20 protein-coding genes are annotated in these 18,839 nt (G+C 34.8%); 13 read left to right on the top strand and 7 right to left on the bottom strand.

The annotated features are described in order from the left end of the window. Positions 1-128: 128 nt before the first annotated feature. The 4 genes from JNUCC76_RS10710 to JNUCC76_RS10695 all read right to left on the bottom strand — a co-directional run bounded on the left by JNUCC76_RS10710 (position 129) and on the right by JNUCC76_RS10695 (position 2,765). Positions 129-548: a hypothetical protein gene (locus JNUCC76_RS10710; RefSeq protein ID WP_454154728.1), complete on the bottom strand. Its 420-nt coding sequence runs from the start codon at positions 546-548 to the stop codon at positions 129-131. A gap of 123 nt (positions 549-671) precedes the next feature. Beyond that, a complete protein-coding gene (gene pyrF, locus JNUCC76_RS10705) occupies positions 672-1,571 on the bottom strand; it encodes an orotidine-5'-phosphate decarboxylase (protein ID WP_454154726.1) in 900 nt (299 codons plus the stop codon). Further along, positions 1,561-2,163: a dTMP kinase gene (tmk, locus tag JNUCC76_RS10700; protein WP_454154724.1), complete on the bottom strand. Its 603-nt coding sequence runs from the start codon at positions 2,161-2,163 to the stop codon at positions 1,561-1,563. Before tmk ends, pyrF begins: the two co-directional genes overlap by 11 nt. 128 nt (positions 2,164-2,291) lie before the next feature. Beyond that, on the bottom strand, positions 2,292-2,765 hold the full coding sequence (locus JNUCC76_RS10695) for a recombinase family protein (RefSeq protein ID WP_454154722.1): 474 nt from the start codon (positions 2,763-2,765) through the stop codon (positions 2,292-2,294). 152 nt (positions 2,766-2,917) lie between these two features. On the opposite strand from JNUCC76_RS10695, the gene JNUCC76_RS10690 reads away from it, so the two are divergent. The 7 genes from JNUCC76_RS10690 (at position 2,918) to JNUCC76_RS10660 (ending at position 10,128) form a co-directional block, all read left to right on the top strand. Then, complete coding sequence (locus JNUCC76_RS10690) at positions 2,918-3,169, top strand: hypothetical protein (protein ID WP_454154720.1); 252 nt, start codon at positions 2,918-2,920, stop codon at positions 3,167-3,169. A gap of 319 nt (positions 3,170-3,488) precedes the next feature. Further along, positions 3,489-4,841 carry a Na+/H+ antiporter NhaC family protein gene (locus tag JNUCC76_RS10685; protein WP_454154718.1) on the top strand — a complete coding sequence of 451 codons (1,353 nt, stop codon included), beginning with the start codon at positions 3,489-3,491 and terminating at the stop codon, positions 4,839-4,841. Between the two features lie 250 nt (positions 4,842-5,091). Then, on the top strand, positions 5,092-6,624 hold the full coding sequence (locus JNUCC76_RS10680) for a DHA2 family efflux MFS transporter permease subunit (protein WP_454154716.1): 1,533 nt from the start codon (positions 5,092-5,094) through the stop codon (positions 6,622-6,624). A 106-nt stretch (positions 6,625-6,730) separates the two neighbouring features. Further along, positions 6,731-7,252, top strand: a complete 522-nt coding sequence (locus JNUCC76_RS10675) for a helix-turn-helix transcriptional regulator (protein ID WP_454154714.1) — start codon at positions 6,731-6,733, stop codon at positions 7,250-7,252. 122 nt (positions 7,253-7,374) lie between these two features. Beyond that, positions 7,375-7,866 carry a PH domain-containing protein gene (locus JNUCC76_RS10670; protein ID WP_454154712.1) on the top strand — a complete coding sequence of 164 codons (492 nt, stop codon included), beginning with the start codon at positions 7,375-7,377 and terminating at the stop codon, positions 7,864-7,866. Between the two features lie 88 nt (positions 7,867-7,954). Beyond that, positions 7,955-9,310 (top strand): PH domain-containing protein, encoded by a 1,356-nt coding sequence (locus JNUCC76_RS10665; RefSeq protein WP_454154710.1) that lies wholly within the window; start codon positions 7,955-7,957, stop codon positions 9,308-9,310. Further along, positions 9,289-10,128 (top strand): CPBP family intramembrane glutamic endopeptidase, encoded by an 840-nt coding sequence (locus JNUCC76_RS10660; RefSeq protein WP_454154708.1) that lies wholly within the window; start codon positions 9,289-9,291, stop codon positions 10,126-10,128. The genes JNUCC76_RS10665 and JNUCC76_RS10660 overlap by 22 nt, the downstream gene beginning before the upstream one ends. Positions 10,129-10,254: 126 nt before the next feature. On the opposite strand, the gene JNUCC76_RS10655 is transcribed toward JNUCC76_RS10660, so the two are convergent. From JNUCC76_RS10655 to JNUCC76_RS10645, 3 genes are all read right to left on the bottom strand, one after another. Beyond that, on the bottom strand, positions 10,255-11,211 hold the full coding sequence (locus tag JNUCC76_RS10655; RefSeq protein WP_454154707.1) for a DMT family transporter: 957 nt from the start codon (positions 11,209-11,211) through the stop codon (positions 10,255-10,257). 139 nt (positions 11,212-11,350) lie between these two features. Further along, on the bottom strand, positions 11,351-12,172 hold the full coding sequence (locus JNUCC76_RS10650) for a Cof-type HAD-IIB family hydrolase (RefSeq protein ID WP_454154705.1): 822 nt from the start codon (positions 12,170-12,172) through the stop codon (positions 11,351-11,353). Next, positions 12,162-13,673 (bottom strand): BglG family transcription antiterminator, encoded by a 1,512-nt coding sequence (locus tag JNUCC76_RS10645; protein ID WP_454156571.1) that lies wholly within the window; start codon positions 13,671-13,673, stop codon positions 12,162-12,164. The genes JNUCC76_RS10650 and JNUCC76_RS10645 overlap by 11 nt, the downstream gene beginning before the upstream one ends. Before the next feature lie 220 nt (positions 13,674-13,893). Between JNUCC76_RS10645 and ulaG the strand changes: the two genes are divergently transcribed. Genes ulaG through JNUCC76_RS10615 form a run of 6 tightly spaced genes read left to right on the top strand, consistent with a single transcriptional unit; the run spans position 13,894 to position 18,839 of the window. Beyond that, positions 13,894-14,967: an L-ascorbate 6-phosphate lactonase gene (gene ulaG / locus JNUCC76_RS10640; RefSeq protein ID WP_454154703.1), complete on the top strand. Its 1,074-nt coding sequence runs from the start codon at positions 13,894-13,896 to the stop codon at positions 14,965-14,967. Positions 14,968-14,979: 12 nt separating this feature from the next. After that, positions 14,980-15,456, top strand: a complete 477-nt coding sequence (locus JNUCC76_RS10635) for a PTS sugar transporter subunit IIA (protein WP_261650124.1) — start codon at positions 14,980-14,982, stop codon at positions 15,454-15,456. Positions 15,457-15,469: 13 nt separating this feature from the next. Continuing rightward, positions 15,470-16,981 carry a PTS ascorbate transporter subunit IIC gene (gene ulaA, locus JNUCC76_RS10630; RefSeq protein ID WP_454154701.1) on the top strand — a complete coding sequence of 504 codons (1,512 nt, stop codon included), beginning with the start codon at positions 15,470-15,472 and terminating at the stop codon, positions 16,979-16,981. Positions 16,982-17,018: 37 nt separating this feature from the next. Continuing rightward, complete coding sequence (locus JNUCC76_RS10625; RefSeq protein WP_454154699.1) at positions 17,019-17,324, top strand: PTS sugar transporter subunit IIB; 306 nt, start codon at positions 17,019-17,021, stop codon at positions 17,322-17,324. 10 nt (positions 17,325-17,334) lie between these two features. Continuing rightward, complete coding sequence (locus tag JNUCC76_RS10620; protein WP_454154698.1) at positions 17,335-17,973, top strand: 3-keto-L-gulonate-6-phosphate decarboxylase UlaD; 639 nt, start codon at positions 17,335-17,337, stop codon at positions 17,971-17,973. A 2-nt stretch (positions 17,974-17,975) separates the two neighbouring features. After that, on the top strand, positions 17,976-18,839 hold the full coding sequence (locus tag JNUCC76_RS10615) for an L-ribulose-5-phosphate 3-epimerase (protein WP_454154696.1): 864 nt from the start codon (positions 17,976-17,978) through the stop codon (positions 18,837-18,839).

Raw genomic sequence — 18,839 nt, 5'->3', positions numbered from 1 at the left:
CTTACTGTTCAACAATCATAAATTTTAATTAGTAATTATAACTCTAAAAAGTCTTTAAGAGAAGTATCTGTTATTTGTATGAATATATCACGAAAATGATCTGGATGAATAAGAATAGGCTGTGTAGCCTAAGCTGATACAATAGAGAGGGTCATCTTAACAGTAATATCGATTGCAAAGGCACGATTAATATGATGATTATTGGGAGTGTAGTCATCAAATAGCGGTGTTAGCCACGTAGTGTACTCTGATTTTAAAAATCGCATCCAAGGACCATTTGTAAAGTCAGATGAGTATAGAACCTTTATAATATGGATATTTTCATAGATTATAGGCAAAATATCATCAGCGATGGTAATAAATGGATTATTATCAAAGTTATTTTTTAAATTTTTATTTATACGTCCATCAATGATTTCCATTATATGATTTAATATTGATGGTACAGATGCGAATGTTCCTTTAACTTGTTTAGCTTCTAATCCAGATTCTTGAATAATATTTTCAAGATTATAGAGTGATTCATCATTTAAAGCTACAATAGACAAAAAGAGTGAATAATTGTTTCCTGATCTTCTTTATTTAAATAGTTCCTTGACTGGTTCTCTTTTAGGTTCTCAATAAGGACCAATCGTTAGAAGTTTATAGAAATCAAAAAAGTTTCGGTATATTTAATATTGTCCATTATTAATCAATATTTCATTTATTTGATTATTTAATTTGACAGTTTCATAAATAACTGCTTCAGCATATTCCTCTTTAGTTGAATCAATCGTGACAGATTCGGGATATAAAATACTACGAGATGAGTTAATCACAGCACCATGACCACTTTTATCAAACACACGATAAATTTCTTTAATATCGCCGCCTTGAGCGCCAATCCCTGGAACTAAGAATAATGATTTTTTCAAAGACATTCGTAATTGTGACATTTCTTCTGGATGAGTAGCACCCACAACAGCGCCAATATTTGAATATTGTTCGTTTGAGTCTTCGGTTTCCTCAACTATCCAATCACGAACTGCATCACGAACTCGGGATCCACGCAAACTAACAATGTCTTGGATATCTTCTGATCCGGGGTTACTTGTTTTTACTAGAAGAAATATGCCTTTTCCAGTTTGACGACTTTGTTCAAAGAAAGGAATAACTGAATCTTTTCCTAGATAAGGATTTACAGTTACTGCTGATACACCTCCATATCGATCACTTAAAAATGCTTCAGCATATGCTGTAGCTGTAGAATCAATATCACCTCGTTTAGCATCAGCAATAACCAATAAACCTTTGCTCTTAGCATACTCAACTGTTTTCTCGTATGATTGATAGCCACGCCATCCTAATTTTTCATAATATGCAAGTTGTGGTTTAACGACAGGAACAAAGTCTGCAACTAAATCAATAATAAATTTATTAAAGTTTAAAACTATATCAGATGGTAGAGCAATTTTTGATTTTTCTGAAATAAACTTAGGTATTCGTTCTAAATTAGGATCTAGCCCCACTGAAACCTTTGATTTTTTTTCAATGGATAATTGTTCATACAACTGTGAAAAATTATAAGTCATTGTTTAGTAATTCCTTTATTTTATTTGTAATAACTTTATGGATATCGTTTTCTGATAATTGTGCGTCTAAAATCAATGAGTTTTTTGGAAGAACCTTCAGAAACGTTTTTCGAACATCTTCAAATATTTTTGAATTGCGCTCTTCAAATTTTAATGATCCATCTCGATTACTAACTCGTTCTAACGTTACTTTAGGGTCTAAATCCAAAAATACAGTCAAGTCTGGTTCTGGTATATCTGGGTTAATCGATCGTAAGAAATCGATATTTAAGCCACGTGCTTTAAAAAATGCAAAACTACTGTATAAATAGCGATCTGTTAAAACATGACTTTTTTCTAAACCTGGTAGAATAATTTCAGAAATGTGATTTTGACGATCAGCGGCAGCTAGTAGTGCTATAGCCTTCATGTTTGAGACTACACCGTTATCCAAGTAGTTTCGTACGCGATCGTTATTTCTATAGTCGTCACTGGGTTGACGTGTTGTTAATACCGCTTGTTGGTTAGATAACATCCAGTGTTTTAACAAATGTAATTGGGTGGTCTTACCCGAACCATCTAAACCGCAAAAGGCAATTAGTAAATGCTTCATAACGTGAGTCCTCCGTTAATATGGATGTTTTGTGAACTTAGATGTTCTGATTCTTTGGTTAATAAAAATAGCATGAAATTAAAAATAATTGTAGCATACTTAATATGCTTGCTCAAAGCTTTTTTAGATCAATTAAGGTTGACAAAAACATTATTAAACAAACATTTTTTTATGTATTGCATGGTTCGCAGTGAGATGTTGAAAGCCTCAGCGGTTTCTTTTACAGTGTGGGTGTTAGAATATTCGAAGATAGCTGTATTTCGGCTGTCTTTTTTTCTTTTGGGTCTGCCTTCCTTATAATTAGGATTGTGTTGCTTAGCAAATGTTTTTCCTGCTTGTGTACGTTCAATAATCATGTCACGTTCCATCTCCGCAACCGACAATAAGGTTCTAACAATCATACGACCCATAGGGATGTTATCAATCGTTCCTAAGTTTAAAACTTTGATAACGATTTTTTCTTTTAATAGGGAGTCAATTAAATTTAGTGCTTCTCGCGTGTTACGGGCAAAACGGTCTAATTTTGTGACAATCAAAGTATCTTTTTGTTTATTTAACGATTGTCCCGCTGTTGAGACTCGTGCGTAACCATAAACTGTCATTTTTAACTATCTATTTGGCATTGAATTATTTTGACTTGGCTGAATGTGAAGAATACTTTGATTAATACCTCATTCGAGCCAACACATGTCTTTATCTAGATAAAGTTTCTTTGCTAGGTGTACAATGTGGTTAAGAAAGGTGGGTTTCAATTATGATTAAGAATAAAAGTGAATGGTTACAACAATATATAACGGTGATTTATGAAAGCAAAGAGCATGTCTTCAGAATAGTTGATACTGATGCCCTTTACAAGTTTACCAACACAAAACACGAAGATTTATTAGACAGTAAAAAAATTACAACAACTTTGTTAGATTCCTTTAGAGCGAAAGGAATCTCATTAAATAGTGCCTCTGACAAAACATTGTTAGCAGAATATGGTCTTGAATTAATTAATAAGTAAGCATGTTTAATTTGACAGATATTGTACTTGTATAGTAGAATAAAGCTCTTGTGAATAGCATAAATAACTAGTAAGATTGGCATTCGGTGTGAAGAGAAGCAGTGGTTGGTGAAAACTGTGCAGGTGTCGTTATCTGAAATACAGCTATCAATAATCAATGTGGCAGCACCACATTATCAAATGCTAAAGTGATGCGTTTTTGACGCGTAAGCTGGGTGGTACCACGGATTTCTGTAAATGTCGATTCGTCCCTTCTGTTTTATAACAGCAGGGACGTTTTTTATTGCAGAAATATAGTTCTTATTCGCGGGAGATAAACATGGAAAACAAACTAACTACCAAGCTATCGACGACATTGTTGATCGCTGTAATTATTATTTTAGCTACTGCTGTTATTGGCTTTGGACTATCGCCGATTGTGCCGATTTTGCTAGTGATTAGTATGATTGTCCTAGTCGCTCGGTTACGAGGTGTGAGTTGGCAAGAAAGTCAAGCAGCCTTGATTAAGGGAATCACTTCGGGTATAGCACCGTTGTTTTTATTTTTACTGATAGGCGCCCTGATAGCACTTTGGCTTGCTACCGGTGTAATCCCTACGATGGTTTGGGTTGGATTTAAAATGCTAAATCCCCAGTTCTTTTTACCAACTGCTTTGTTAACTTCCGCCATAGTAGGAACGTTAATTGGGAGCGCGTTTACAACGTTATCAACTGTGGGTGTGGCGTTAATGGGTGTTGGAACGTTAATGGGCTTAAATCCAGCGTTGGTTGCTGGAACTATTCTTTCTGGCGCTATTTTTGGGGATAAAAGTTCTCCATTGTCTGATTCAACTAATCTAGCAAGTGCCATTTCAGAGACAGATTTATTTGCGCATATCAAAAATTTAATGTGGACAACATTACCTGCTTTCGGGGTAACTTTTCTTGTGACAATTATGCTTGGTTTCGGCCATCATTCGAGTGCGGGAACAACACAAAAAATTGCTTCATTATTACCATTATTGCAACCAACGTGGTGGGCTATTGTGCCACTTTCTGTGCTGGTAGTCACCGCTTGGTTTAAAATCCCAGCTATTGCGGCCTTAATGATTAACATTTTGGTTTCTAGTGCGGATTTTTTAGCGCAACATAGTGTATCTGATTTTTCTGACCTATTAGTTCATGGTTTCAAGACGACAAGTAACAATCCCACCTTAGTTCTTTTACTGAATCGTGGCGGGATGTCTTCAATGATGGATACCGTAATGATGATTATGTTAGCCTTAGCGCTTGGTGGTCTATTAGATGGTCTGGGTATATTGAAAGCTGTAATGGCACCCGTTGTAGGACATTTGCAATCCCAAGGATCAGTAGTTTTAGCAACGTTATTAACAGGTATTGGCGCCAACTTTTTGGTTGGGGAACAATATCTAGCAACCATTTTACCTGGGCAGTTATTTAAAGACAGCTTTACACGTGTGAACTTATCTGGTCTGGCGTTGGGAAGAACAATTGAAGATAGTGGGACAGTAACAAATTATTTAGTACCATGGGGTGTTGCTGGTGCTTTTGCAGCACAGACGCTAGGTGTATCGGTATTAGCTTTTGCACCATTCACACTGTTTGCACTGTTGTCACCTGTGATGTCAATTGCTTCTGCACTAACTGGCATAGGTTTAAAACAACTGAAGTAATCAAAAAAGGAAGATATGTCTTCCTTTTTTAGTGTTATTTTTTGATTTTATAAAGACTAATCGTAAAGAGAACGATGAACCAGACGATTGCTGATATTGTTGTTACCATTGTGTTACACTAGCAGGTTTTGTCCCTAAAAACAAGAAAAGTATCACGCAACAAGACATTATTAATCAATAATTTATTGACATTTATATTAACGAAGTATATATTAACATTGTTAATATAAAAATGATAAGAGGTTATCTGATGCGAAGAACGATTTTAACGATACTGTTCATACTTGGAATATTTATTTGTATGCTGGACACGACTATTTTGAACGTGAGTTTACCCAATATTGGTGAACATCTAGATGTTGGATTAGATTCGTTGTCGTGGGCATTAAATGTGTATTTAATTTTATTTGCATCACTCACAATACCCTTAACAAGAATTGCTGAGATGTTGGGCATTCACAAGTTTTTTTTAATTGGTGTTTTCCTGTTCGGTGTTGGTTCAACACTATCGGCTCTTTCTTCAGAACTAAGTATGTTGTTAGTTGGTCGTGCCATTCAAAGCGTAGGAGCCTCGATTGTATTTCCACTATCCATGACTTTGGGTATTGGGCTAGTCAACGTTGAAAAACGGACTGGAATGATTGCCATATTGGGTATTACGCAAGGACTGGCAGCAGCTTTGGGACCAACCATTGGTGGTATAGTTACGCAGTTTATGGGCTGGCGATGGATTTTTTGGATCAATGTGCCACTTACGATTATTATGATTTTAATCGGTATAACTAATTTAAATATGCGTAACGAAGTGCAACATAAACAATCCATGGATATTTGGGGTGCAATATTAATCATGGTTACTCTGGCGACATTATCATTAGGAATGATGCAGGGTAGGGTTTGGACATGGACATCTTTTGCTACTGTTTTATGTTTTCTAATTAGTACTGTTAGTTTTTCATTATTTGTATGGACTGAGCATCGTAGTAAAAACCCAATGGTACCGTTACAATTATTTTTCGATCATAACTTTTCAGTATCCACCGGAGTTATTATTTTCAGTAATCTTTTCCTAGTAGCAATAACAGTGATTTTACCTAGTTACTTTACCAACATTGCGGGATTTGATTCACTGCATTCATCGCTTCTGATTTCACCAATTTCCCTAGCAATTTTTATTTTTTCACCCATATCAGGATTTGTACAAGCGCGTGTTAATGCTAAATGGTTACTTTTGATTGGTTTTATTGTCATGGCTAGTGGCTATATGTGGTTCGCATTTGGTGCTTTAATGAGTCAGATGCAAACAATTTTGGCAGGATTTGCCATCGGTATGGGATATGGTATTATTACAGGACCAATTCTAATAATAGCTGCTGGAAGTTTAGAAGGAAAACTTCTTGCTACCTCGCAAAGTGTGACAGGTGTCCTGAGACAAGTAGGATCAATGCTTGCAGTAGCAATATTTGTAACGGGCCTGTATAGTAATTTGTCAGTAGCAAAAACAGTGTCGAAAACTTATGCAGATAATCAAATTGTGAAACTACACTTGCCTGATAAAGAGCAAGAAAATGTAATCAATAGAATTAATACAAACATGAATACAACAAAATTTGTTAAAGCTAATATCAATGATGTGCCAATTACTTTGAAACATAGTATACAAAACATAGAAAATAATACTAGTATAGAGCTGAGAAAGTCCTTTGAAAATCTCTATTTGGCATCGTTACCGTTTCTATTATTATCGGCTATTATTGGATTGTTTTTGAAAAGTAAAAAATGAATATTTAGTAGTGCAGGAGCAACGACATGTTTTAAAAATGCAAAATTCCTTAGTAGTGTAACAAATGTGTATAATAATAAAGAGCAACTACTCGGAGGAAAAAGCTATGACCATGAAAGGGAAAGAAATTGTCCTAGGTATTTTGCAAGACGGACCACGTACGGGATATGAAATCAACGAAGTGATACAAACACGAATCAATCATTTCTTTGATGGCACATTTGGTATGATTTATCCAACACTAAAGAAATTAGAAAAAGATGGATTGGTTGCTAAAGAGCAAATAACACAAACTGATAAACCAAATAAAAATGTATATTCTATAACGCCAAAAGGAACAAAAGATTTTTCAGAAGAACTCCTCAAACCAACTTCTCCTGAAGTATTAAAATCTGATTTTTTAATGCGTTTATATTTTAGCAATCATTTGGAACCTGAAAAAGTAAAAGAATTTTTAACAGAAGAAATAAACCGTAAACAGTTGCAACTCAATGATTTGAATTTTCAACTTGATGAGTGGCAAGGTAATGGTATGACGGATGTGCAAAAAGTGGCGTTTGATTATGGTGTGACATATTACACTTCAACACTTCAACTTTTAAAAGAATTCCTGCATAAATATGAATAGTTAAGTTTGTTAATTATACTTTAATCTTTAAGATCAATCAGCTATTTATATCGCTTTTTTGCATTCGGTAAATTGCTTTGATAAACTAAATATTATAATTTTAGAGTGATCGAGAGAAGAATATGATACCAGAAGATGCCGTGCAACTACCCAAAACAGCCAAATTAGTTTGGCTAATCCATGATGTCATTTGGTTTTTGTTTATATTTATAGGACTAGCCACTGTTTATATCTTTTTTTTACCATCGAAAAGGGATATTTATACAAATATTGCTATAGTTTTCATGTTAATAGTTATGTTGATACCGCTTATTCATATGGCATTGATTAATTATTTTTATCATTTTAGACGTTACTACATAGATGACCATGCGGTTTATATTTATCGAGGCTTTGTATTTAGAAAAGTAGAAACAATTCCCCTAAATCGTATTCAAAATGTTGATACAACACAAGGCCCTATTTTACGTCAGTTCAAATTAATGGACTTGTCAATCAAAACTGCTGCACATGGTTTTAAGATTAGAGAAATTGAGGAGTTAACCGCAAAAAACATGCGAGGTCAATTGGTGATAGCTGCTTTACATGCACGTGAGGTAGCTTTTGATGATTAAACAACACCAAAGTCTATTTGCTGTTTTTATAAATTTGTTAACTAATATAAAGTTGATTATATGGCCGATTCTTTTTGGGCTATTCAATATGAATGAGAGCCGATTCACATATTTTCCTATCATTGTGATCATTACATTATTACTTTTGTTGCTAATCGCTTGGGTGCAATGGTTTTTCTTTATTTTTGAGTTTGATGAACACGAATTAACTGTAAAAAAAGGTATTATCAATAAAAATCAGTTGCATATTCCATTTGAACGAATTCAAACAATAACTCGTACGATACCTTTTTACTATCAGCCTTTTCATGTTGTGCGCATGCAAATTGATACGTCAGGCCAGGGAAAACCAGATGTAATTTTTGATGCATTAACTATAAAACAGGCTAATCTCATTGAACAAAAACGTCGGGTTGCTCAAAATAGTATTAAGAAAGAATCTGATACAGTTGAAACAACGAAAATTCAATATCAGGTGACCACTAAGGAATTGATCGTCTATGCGTTGACATCTGTAGGTGGGTTAGGTGGCGTTCTCGTATTATTCACGATTTGGTCTCAAATTGATGAGGTGTTACCAAAGAATGTAAAATCGATTTTTGAAGCTTTCTTTAATCACCAATCTGTGACAGGATTTTGTATTCTTTTGGTTTTAACCGTGATTGTTGGTATATTTATCGGTTTTTTCAGAATATTTAATCGATATTTTAATTTTAAAGTTGAACATCAGAACAATCATTTAGATATCTCACGTGGGTTTTTAGCGCATAAAACGATGCAACTAAAACTTAATAGAATACAAACGATACAACTTCGTCAAACAATGTTAAGACGTTTGGTAAGTTTAGTGAGTGTTAATGTATTGCTTTCGGCGAGTCATGATGAAAAAGATGCCCAAACGGTTCTGATTCCTGTGGCGTCAACTGATAAAATCATGACCACTTTAAAAAAGGTTTTAACGTCTATTGATTTTGATGTAGATCATTGGCAAGTGTGCAATATTGATAAAGCAGCTTGGTATCAAGTTCGTTTCAGTGTTTTGCGTAACATTTTCATAATGACTTTGGCAATTTTTGTTGTCATGTTTTATTTTCCAAGCATGCTACAAAAATCATACATGTTGTTATTCTTTTTCATCCTCATAGTAATAATAGCCATACTAATTCTAAAGAATATACTGACAATTATCGATCAAAAACTTGGGTTTAATCAAGAATTAGTGTATATACAGCGGAGCAGTGGCTTTAGTAAGGAACGTTATTATATTCGTCGTGATAAGATTCAGGGCGTGCGAGAAAGAGGGTTCATAACGCTTTTTAGAAAAAAAGCACTACATCTTGATGTCATTGTAAGGGATGGTAATGGGCATCATATTATTCACTTGCGATATGTACCACAAAGTACGGTTAGTTATTTTAAACAGTGGCTGAATATGGGACTTTGAAAAACATAAAAATAATAGGGGGACATATGTTTTTAAAAAATAGGAAGAAATCTTCCAGAAGAGGAATATCTATACTAATAGTATTGTTAGTTGGGGAAATGTTTATTCCTATTTCTCCGGATGAGACGTCCTTAAAGTGGCTGTTGATCTTGTCACTTTTAATGGTTCTTTTCATATATTTAATGGTAAGACTTGTCAACACAATCCCGCATAATGGAAAAATCTTTGAAGGGTATTTATCATTATCATCTTTTCAAAAATTTTCTGTACTAGTTACCTTTGCATATTTTATTTTCTTATATGTGCAAAATGGTAATATTAGTAGTATTATTTCTCTTTCGCATAGTTCGCTAAAAATAATCATAACTTGTACAGCTATAGCTTTTGGGGCTGGTTTTTTTGAAGAGTATTTTGTGCGAGGTTATTTATTTAACCTCTTTCAAAGAATCCTAAAGAAATTTAAATGGACCAAGAATAATTTAACAATTGTATCTGTAGCTACAAGTATGATATTTGGTTTTATTCATTTGGTGAATCTATCTGTTGATCCAGCCAAAGCAGTATATCAACAGGTGTTTTATGCGACTTGTATCGGGCTATTCTTCGCCTTAATTAGAATTGTTACTAATAGTATTTATGTAGGTGCAGGCCTACACGTTTTGTTTGATCTTCAAGTGGATATCTATCAAACGAGTACCCCAGACATATGGTTCAATATAATTATAGTTTATTTACCGATAGCCTTGATTAGTATTGCAGTCATTAAGTCACTAGATAACTCTGTGAGCAAAGATAACATTTTAATTTTAGAACCTTGATGGTTCATTTAATAACAGATTTTTACGGTGCTTGTGGCAACATTAATAAAAAACGTAAAACACTTATAGGTGTTTTACGTTTTTTATATTTTTTATTTTAAGTCGATGAATAATTGTATTTCCTTTTTAAAAGAATTTAATTAAAATAACGCCACCAATCATAAAAAATAAACCCAGAAGTTGAATGACTGAAATAGGATTTTTCTTAGCTCCAAACCACCCAAATTGGTCTACGAACAGACTACCAGCAATTTGGCCAACTAAGACAATGACGACTACCAATCCAGTACCCAGTAATGGCACCAGATAAACATTTCCTAAGACAAATAGAGACCCAATGATACCGCCAATCCAAATCCACCAGGGTTGTTGTGAAAGTTGGATAGTTGATTTTGTTTTATGAGTATAGTAATTTATTAAGACAATAATAAGCAGTGTTACGAATCCAACGAGGAATGAAATCAGAGCTGCTTTGAGTGAAGAGTTAATTACTTTACCTAAATGACCATTAATAGCTGTTTGGAGAGCACTAATCATGCCAGTTATAAATCCCAAACATTGCCAAGGTAAACGTGTCTTGTTTGACTCGTTATTTTGTGAAGTTATTTCTTTTGGCCTATTTTTTTGTTTTAACATTAGTGGTGTTAGTGACACAGAAAGAAAAACACCGGCTAAAACTAGTAGGGCGCCTACTCCTCTAAACCAAGTAAAATCATGTTGTTTAGAGTAAAACCACCCAAAATTATCAATGAGCATACTCATGACAATTTGACCAAGAATTGGCATGATGACAGTTTGGACACTACCTAATTTTGGAAACAATATGATGTTTCCGGTTAGATAGACTACACCGAGTACACCACCAATCCAAATCCACCAAGGTTCAGTGGAAAAAAATGAACCATTAATAGTAAGAGAATGAGTAGTTATTAGCGTTACAGCTATTAGAAAAAGTGTTCCAACACCAAATGAGACTAACGAAGAATTAAATGCAGAGCCAAGCACGTTTCGGAGTTTGGAATTAACTGCAGTTTGTATAGGTAAGCCAAAACCAATGACTAATCCAAGAATAAATAAAGGCATGACAGTTTCACCACTTTCTGAGAAATATCTGAATCATAAGATACATATGATTTAGTCAACATAGATATTATCCTAGGAAAATAGTATGGTTTTGTCAAGAATTTCGATTGAGAGAGAAAATTGATTTATTTCATAACTACTACAATGAAAAATAACTTTCCAAAAATTCAGCCACGCCGTCTTTGGCATTGCTCTTAGTAATGTTTGTTGATATTTTTTTAATAGATGGGATGGCATTATCCATAGCTACTGAAACTCTGGCTAAGCTCAACATAGAATAATCATTCGCTTCATCACCAAAAGCCATTAAATTATCTGGAGTCAATGATAACTGTTTGAGTAGTTTTGATAATGCAGCGCCCTTATTAACCTTATTTGGAACAAACTCTAATAAATTTCTTCTTGATCTGACAAAATTTATATTTTTAGTTAGTATGGGTGTGTGTTGGAGAACGTTTTCTAAATAATTTAACTCTGCATCCGTAGCGCAGACGACAAATTTATTAAACATCAAATCTGGAGTTAATTCAGATAAAAGTTTTTCTGAATAAGTCATCAGTTTCCCTACTAATTCAACATATCCAGATTTTCCAAAATCTTTAATAGAATATACGATGTCTTGCGTAACAAGGTCAATTGGCAAACGAATATTATGTATTAAGTTAAACACCTCATCAACGTCTGAAAGAGTAAAAACATGATTGATCAAATTTTGATTTGTATATATGTTTTTGATAATTGCTCCGTTAAATAGAATAGCGTAATCATTAATTTGATTTAACTGTAGTTGTGAAAGAAAAGGCTGTACGTTGGGGAATGGACGACCAGTGGTCAGTACTATACTTTTTCCCATAGTGTGTAGACTTTGTAGAACTTTTGTATTCCTTTCGGATAAGGTTTTATTTGGCCGAAGCAGTGTATTATCCATGTCTAGGGCAATCATTTTTATTTTATTTGTCATTTGTGATTTTCTCCATAGGATTGATTTGCGATATAACAGTCTTAAGACGATTGAACTCGCTTTCTTTCAATTCACTGTCGATTAGAAATGTTGGTTGTTTAGTACTGATTTCGGTAGATTCAGTAATAATTAAATCAAATTGATTGACATTGTTTGATGAATTATCAAAACTATTTAGCGCATGAATAGTCAGTGCGCATGGGACAGTGCTGTTTTTTTCAATGACAGTTTTAAATAAGTTCTGGCTGTATATTGGCAGGGATGTAACCATTAATATGTTCAGTTTGGTCTCTTTTTGCTGAGATAGGCTGAAATTGTAGAATATCATGGCTAGAACACTGATTTGATCTGGAAGCAAACCATAAGGAAATAAATGGTTATATAAAGCGCTATCAGTTAATTGATTTAGGGATTCTACAACATACTTTTCAAAAAGTGGTTCGTGATATAAATATTCGTAGACAGTAATATTTTGATAACGAACAGCATACCAAAACGGTTTGAGTTGAGTCTGTATTTCTCGGATCAGTATTTTTCTTTCAGTATTTTTACTGGTGATGTGAGAAATAGTCATAAAAGCATCAACAATGTGCTCACTTAGAATCAGGAGATCCTGAAACGAGTGTGAGCTAAAGTGATCATCTTGCTCTTTGGTAACACTAAGAAGTTGTAGTGTTAAAAATAGTTTCACAGAAGCGGGAATGTGAATGGAAAAATTAGTTTCTGCTACAAGAGCATAATCTTGGATGATATTATGTTCTCGTCGTTTCGTAAATGATGTAATATCAGAATCATTGAATAGCATTTCTTCAGTAATAGGATGATGGCTACTGTACATTGAAGAAACAACAGAAAAAATAGTGAGTGTTAATGCATTAGAAATAGAGATACTTTTCTCCAAAGAATCTTTGTACATATTTTTCAATTTTTCACTGACTAGTAAAAATTTGGAGTGAGAGGGCTCTCCTTCTAATGAGTGAATAAAGTAGTTAAGCGGGTTTCTGTGACTTTGCAGTAGCATTAGACTATTGTATGCGTGGACTAATAAATCATAGCGTGGTTCCTTAAACTCAAAACCATTTTTCTTAGAAAATTCAGGTCGAAATTTTTTTCTCTTTTTTAAATCTGCGATATCGCGTAATACGGTATTTCTGGATACCTCAAATAAAGATTGAAATGCAGATAAAGTCCATTTTTTTAAGGGAAGGGCAATACAAATGTCCATGATCTGCTGCCGTTCATACGAAGTAAGGTATTGATCGGATGGTGCGTGTGATAGTTTATTTTTTAATACAGAAATTTGAGAATCTGAAATTTTTGTGCTTGGAACAAGAAAAGGTTGATTTGATGAACGCAAATCGGAATTCGCTGCCTGAAGTAGATAATAAATTTTACGGCTAGACAAGTTCAAACGATTTGCCATTGTTTGTACATTTGGTAATAGTTCTTGTGTGGCTATATAATTAATAAATTTTGCATAATTCATGTTCGACACTTGCATTTTTAGTCGTTCCTCTTTTATACGTGAACAAATAATTTCATCCATAGTTTCTGTTTATTTTACAATGTGAAAGAGAAGGTAAACAGTCTCATTAGAGCGCTCTTTTTGTGGCGGAATGGGACTGTTTTTTTATTTTATCATGTTTAATAATAGAGTTGTAGTAAATAATGTAAGCGCATACATTTAAAGTTTAGTTATTTATAGAAAGGGTTTAAATACTATGGTGAAAGCAAAGAATGTTCAAGAAGCAACACGTGAAAACTGGATTGAGAATACATTTCCAGAGTGGGGAACTTGGTTAAACGAAGAAATTGAAGCATCACAAGTGCCAGAAAATAATTTCCGAATGTGGTGGCTGGCTAATAATGGTGTTTGGCTTAAAACGCACGAAGATACCAACATCTTAATAGATTTGTGGAACGGTACTGGAAAACAATCGCATGGGTCCGGTTTAATGAAAAAAGGGCACCAGATGATGCGAATGAGCGGTGTTCAAAAAATGCAACCTAATCTACGTTTGCAACCATTTGTTATTGACCCATATGCCATAAAGAACGTAGATGCACTTCTAGTAACACACATCCACTCTGATCACTTAGATATTAATACAGCTGCTGCTGTGCTACAAAATAGTGGCCCCGAAACAAAGTTTATTGGTCCTCAAGCAGTCGTTGATATCTGGGAAAGTTGGGGAGTGCCAACTGATCGTACTGTTGTAGTTCATCCAGGGGATGAGGTCACGGTAAAATCAGTAACGATTAAAGCTTTAGAAGCCTTCGATCGCACAGCTTTATTAACGGTAGAACCAGATGTGAAAATTAAAGGTGCCTTACCACAGGATATGGACGAAATTGCAGTGAACTACTTACTTAAAACATCTGGTGGTAATTTGTATCATGCGGCTGATTCCCATATGTCTAATATGTTTGCTAAGCATGGTAATGAAAATGATATTGATGTTGAAATTATTAATTATGGAGAAAATCCAAGAGGCATTACTGATAAGGTTACATCAATTGATGTACTTCGTTCAGCAGAAGATTTAAAGGCAAAGGTGGTTATTCCAGTTCACTATGATATTTGGTCTAACTTTGATGCTGATCCACAAGAAATTGTAAAACTTTGGCAAATGAAGAAAGACACGCTTAATTATCAGTTTCATCCATTTGTATGGAAGGTTGGCGGGAGTTATACATTCCCACAAGATAAGGATGAAATTCAATATCATTATGATCGAGGATTTTCGGATGTCTTTTCAACGGACAATGATGTGCCATTCCCATCATTTCTCTAAAGGAGTAATAAAATGACGATGCTTAAATATTTTTACGATAATGATTTGGTACGTATTTATGATGAGACACCGCAAGATTGGCGTGAAGCACTACGTATTGCCAGTGAAAATTTAAAGGAAAAAGAAATTATCACTGACGCTTATATAAATGAAATCATCAAAAACGTCGAGGTCAATGGTGCGTATATTGTAATAGTTCCAGGAGTTGTGATGCCACATGCATTGGCTACTGGACCCGGCGTTTTAGGTACAGGTATTGGTTTTGCTAAATTCAGTGAGATGGTGTCTTTTGAAGAAGGAAATCCAGAAAAACAAGGGAAACTATTTTTCACACTGGCTGCTAAAAACGAAGAACAACATTTGGAAAACATTCAAAATTTGATGGCTTTATTAATGACCGATGGCATGATTGAGGCGTTATCTAATATCGAAACACTAGATGATTTTAATCAAGTCATGAATCATTTTGAAAGTATCCCTGCAGAATAATAAGGAGAAGGAAATGGACAGCGTACTAGCAGGAATATTAAAAATTTGGGAATTCTTTGCCGATAATATCTTGACTCAGCCAGCATATATGATTGGATTCATAGTGTTAATTGGTTACATGTTAGAAAAGAAACCTTGGTATGAAAGTCTGGCTGGATTTTTAAAAGCTACGATTGGTTATATGATTTTGATAGTGGGATCAAACGGATTAGTGACTAGTTTTCGTCCGATTTTAACAGGTTTGAAAGATCGTTTCCATCTTACAGCGACAGTAATTGATCCGTATTTTGGTCAAAATGCTGTTACGGACGGATTAGAGAAAACGTTTGGCCGTTCGTTTGGTGACGTAATGATTCTGTTGTTAATTGCATTTGTTTTCAATATTTTATTGGTTCGTTTTTCAAAGTATACGAAGTTACGTGCAGTATTTACAACAGGAAATGTTCAAGTGCAACAAGCTGCGACAGCATTTTGGATTCTACTCTTTGCTATTCCTAGCTTAGGGCGAATTGAAGTATTGCTGGTGATGGGTGTGTTACTCGGTTTATATTGGGCAGTTGGATCGAATATGACTATCAAAGCAACACAACAACTTACAGATGGTGGTGGATTTGCCGTTGCGCATCAGCAAATGTTTGGAATTGCTTTGGTTGCGTGGATTTCCGACAAAATGAAAAAATCTTCGGATAAAAGAAAAAATAAATCAGCAAAACGTTTAGAAGATATAACGCTCCCTGGATTTTTGAGAATATTCAATGAAAACATGGTAGCAACGGCTATCTTGATGTTTGTGTTCTTTGGAATCATCATGGTTGTGCTAGGAGAAAACTATTTTCATCAATTGTTTATTACTAGTAACGGGACTTCTGGGTTAGCCAAAGGAACTAGTTTTTTCTTCTACATCATGACTACATCATTAGGATTTGCTGTCAATCTGGCAATTTTACAATTAGGGGTTCGCACCTTCGTTGGCGAATTAACTGAAAGTTTTACAGGAATCAGCGATACAATCTTGCCAAATTCTGTACCTGGAATTGATGTGGCAGCAACATTTGCTTTTGGGGAACAAAACGCAGTAACAATCGGTTTTATGTTTGGTGCATTGGGTCAATTCTTAGCTATTGGTGCGTTGATGATCTTCCATTCACCGACAATTATTATCGCTGGATTTATCCCACTGTTCTTCGACAACGCTGTGTTCGGCGTTATTGCCAACAATCGCGCTGGTGCAAAAGCAGCTATGATATTGCCATTTTTCTCAGGTATTATTCAAGTTGTTGGTGCAGCGCTCATATCAACATGGATAGGCATGTCGAAATTTGGAGGATATTTAGGAATGTTTGATTGGGATACGATTTGGCCAGGATTCACAGTTATCTTGAAATACTTGGGATATTTCGGTGTGGTGATTGTGGCAGTAATTTTGCTCGTGATTCCGCAATTAGAATATCGTAAAGATCCAAAAAACTATTTCTTAATGGTTGAGGACTACGATGCGTATAAAGAAAATAAGGGAATTGAATAAACAATATTCAAATTGCAAAAGAAAAGGAGAAGTTATTATGAATATTTTAGTATCTTGTGCCAATGGTTCAGGCACTAGCCTAATGATGATGAAGAGTGTTGAAAAGTCAATGAAAAAATTGGGTATCCCAATCAGTAAAATAAACCATACAAGTCTTGCTGAAGGAAAATCGACAGCAACTCAGTATGACGCTGTTTTCACACCATTGAATTTTGTAAATATGTTTGAAGATGCTGCTAAAAAAGGCGTCACAGTTGTTGGTGTGAAAAACGTTATGAGCGACAAAGAAATTACCCAACGAATCATTGATGAAACAGACTTTGAAGAAAAATATAAGAAATGAGGATATAAAAATGACGAAACCTAATTTACAAATTGCTTTGGATCAAAATACGTTGGCAGACGCGGCCAGAATTGCTCATTTAGCAGGCCCAATTGTTGATATTGTCGAAGTTGGTACAATTTTAGAGTTACAAGCTGGTCAACAAGCTATCCAGGTTTTACGAGAAATGTTTCCAGATAAAATCATTGCTTCCGATACTAAATGTGCGGATGCAGGATCTACTGTAGCGCAAAATTCTAAAGATGCGGGCGCAGATTTGATGACAGTTATTGACTCAGCGACAATTGCGACAATGAAATCAGCTAAATCTGTGTTGGACGGCATTCAAGTTGAGCTCTATTCAGCATGGAATTGGGAACGGGCTAAAGAATGGCAAAAAATTGGCATTGAACAAGTCATTTATCACCAAAGTCGAGATGCATTATTAGCAGGAGAGGTTTGGGGTAAAAAAGATTTAGATATTGTAAAACGTTTCATAGATATGGGATTCAAGGTATCTGTTACGGGTGGATTAAATATTGATACGATTAAGTTATTCAAAGGCGTTCCCGTATACACATTTATTGCTGGACGTGCAATTACTGGACAAAAGGATCCTGCTAAGACAGCCCAAGATTTTCAAAATGAGATTAAAAAGTATTGGGCGTAACGATGGCAAAACTTGGAATTAACGAGAAGTCATTACCATTTCAGATGTCTTGGCGAGACAAACTTTATTTAGCAAAAAAACATGGGTTTTCTTTTGTAGAAATATCAATTGATGAGACAGATGAACGTATTGAACGCTTAGATTGGAATAAAGAACAACGGTTTCAGTTAGTCCGAGATATCTATGAAACGGGCATACCAGTTGATACAATGATGCTGTCTGCGCTTAGAAAATATCCTCTTGGATCTGAGAATCCAAAAATATATGCTCAAGCGTATAACATGTGTAAGAAAGCAATTATCTTGGCTAAAGACTTAGGAATTAGGAACATACAGATTGCTGGATATGATGAGTATTATGGTTTTAAGACAATGTTAACACGTGAAAATTTCATTGAAAACTTGCAACGGGTAGTTGATTTTGCAGCTGAGAACCAGGTTATGATTTCCATTGAGACAATGGATGACACTTTTATTAATTCGATTGCTAAGGTGAAGAAGATCAAGAAATCCGTTGTTTCACCTTGGCTTCAGGCATATCCAGATTTAGGCAATATTTCAGCTTGGCCTGAAAATAATCCAGGAGAGGATTTGACAGAAGGATTAGACAGTATCATTGCCATACATGTCAAGGATACGCTGTCGGTTACGCCAAATACACCTGGAAAATTTAAAAATGTACCCTTTGGAACGGGAAATGTTGGATTCTTAGGATTATTTAAGACATTAAGACGCCTAGACTACCAGGGTACATTTACAATTGAAATGTGGTCCGAAAAAGAGAGCGATTGTATTAATAAAATTGAGAATGCTCATGATTTTATAGTTGATTTACTAATCAAATCTGGAATTTCAATCGAGGTGTAA

The sequence above is a fragment of the Leuconostoc sp. JNUCC 76 genome (assembly GCF_053667755.1).
Note: the sequence above shows the minus strand (reverse complement) of the source record. Positions and strands in the feature narration are given on the sequence as shown.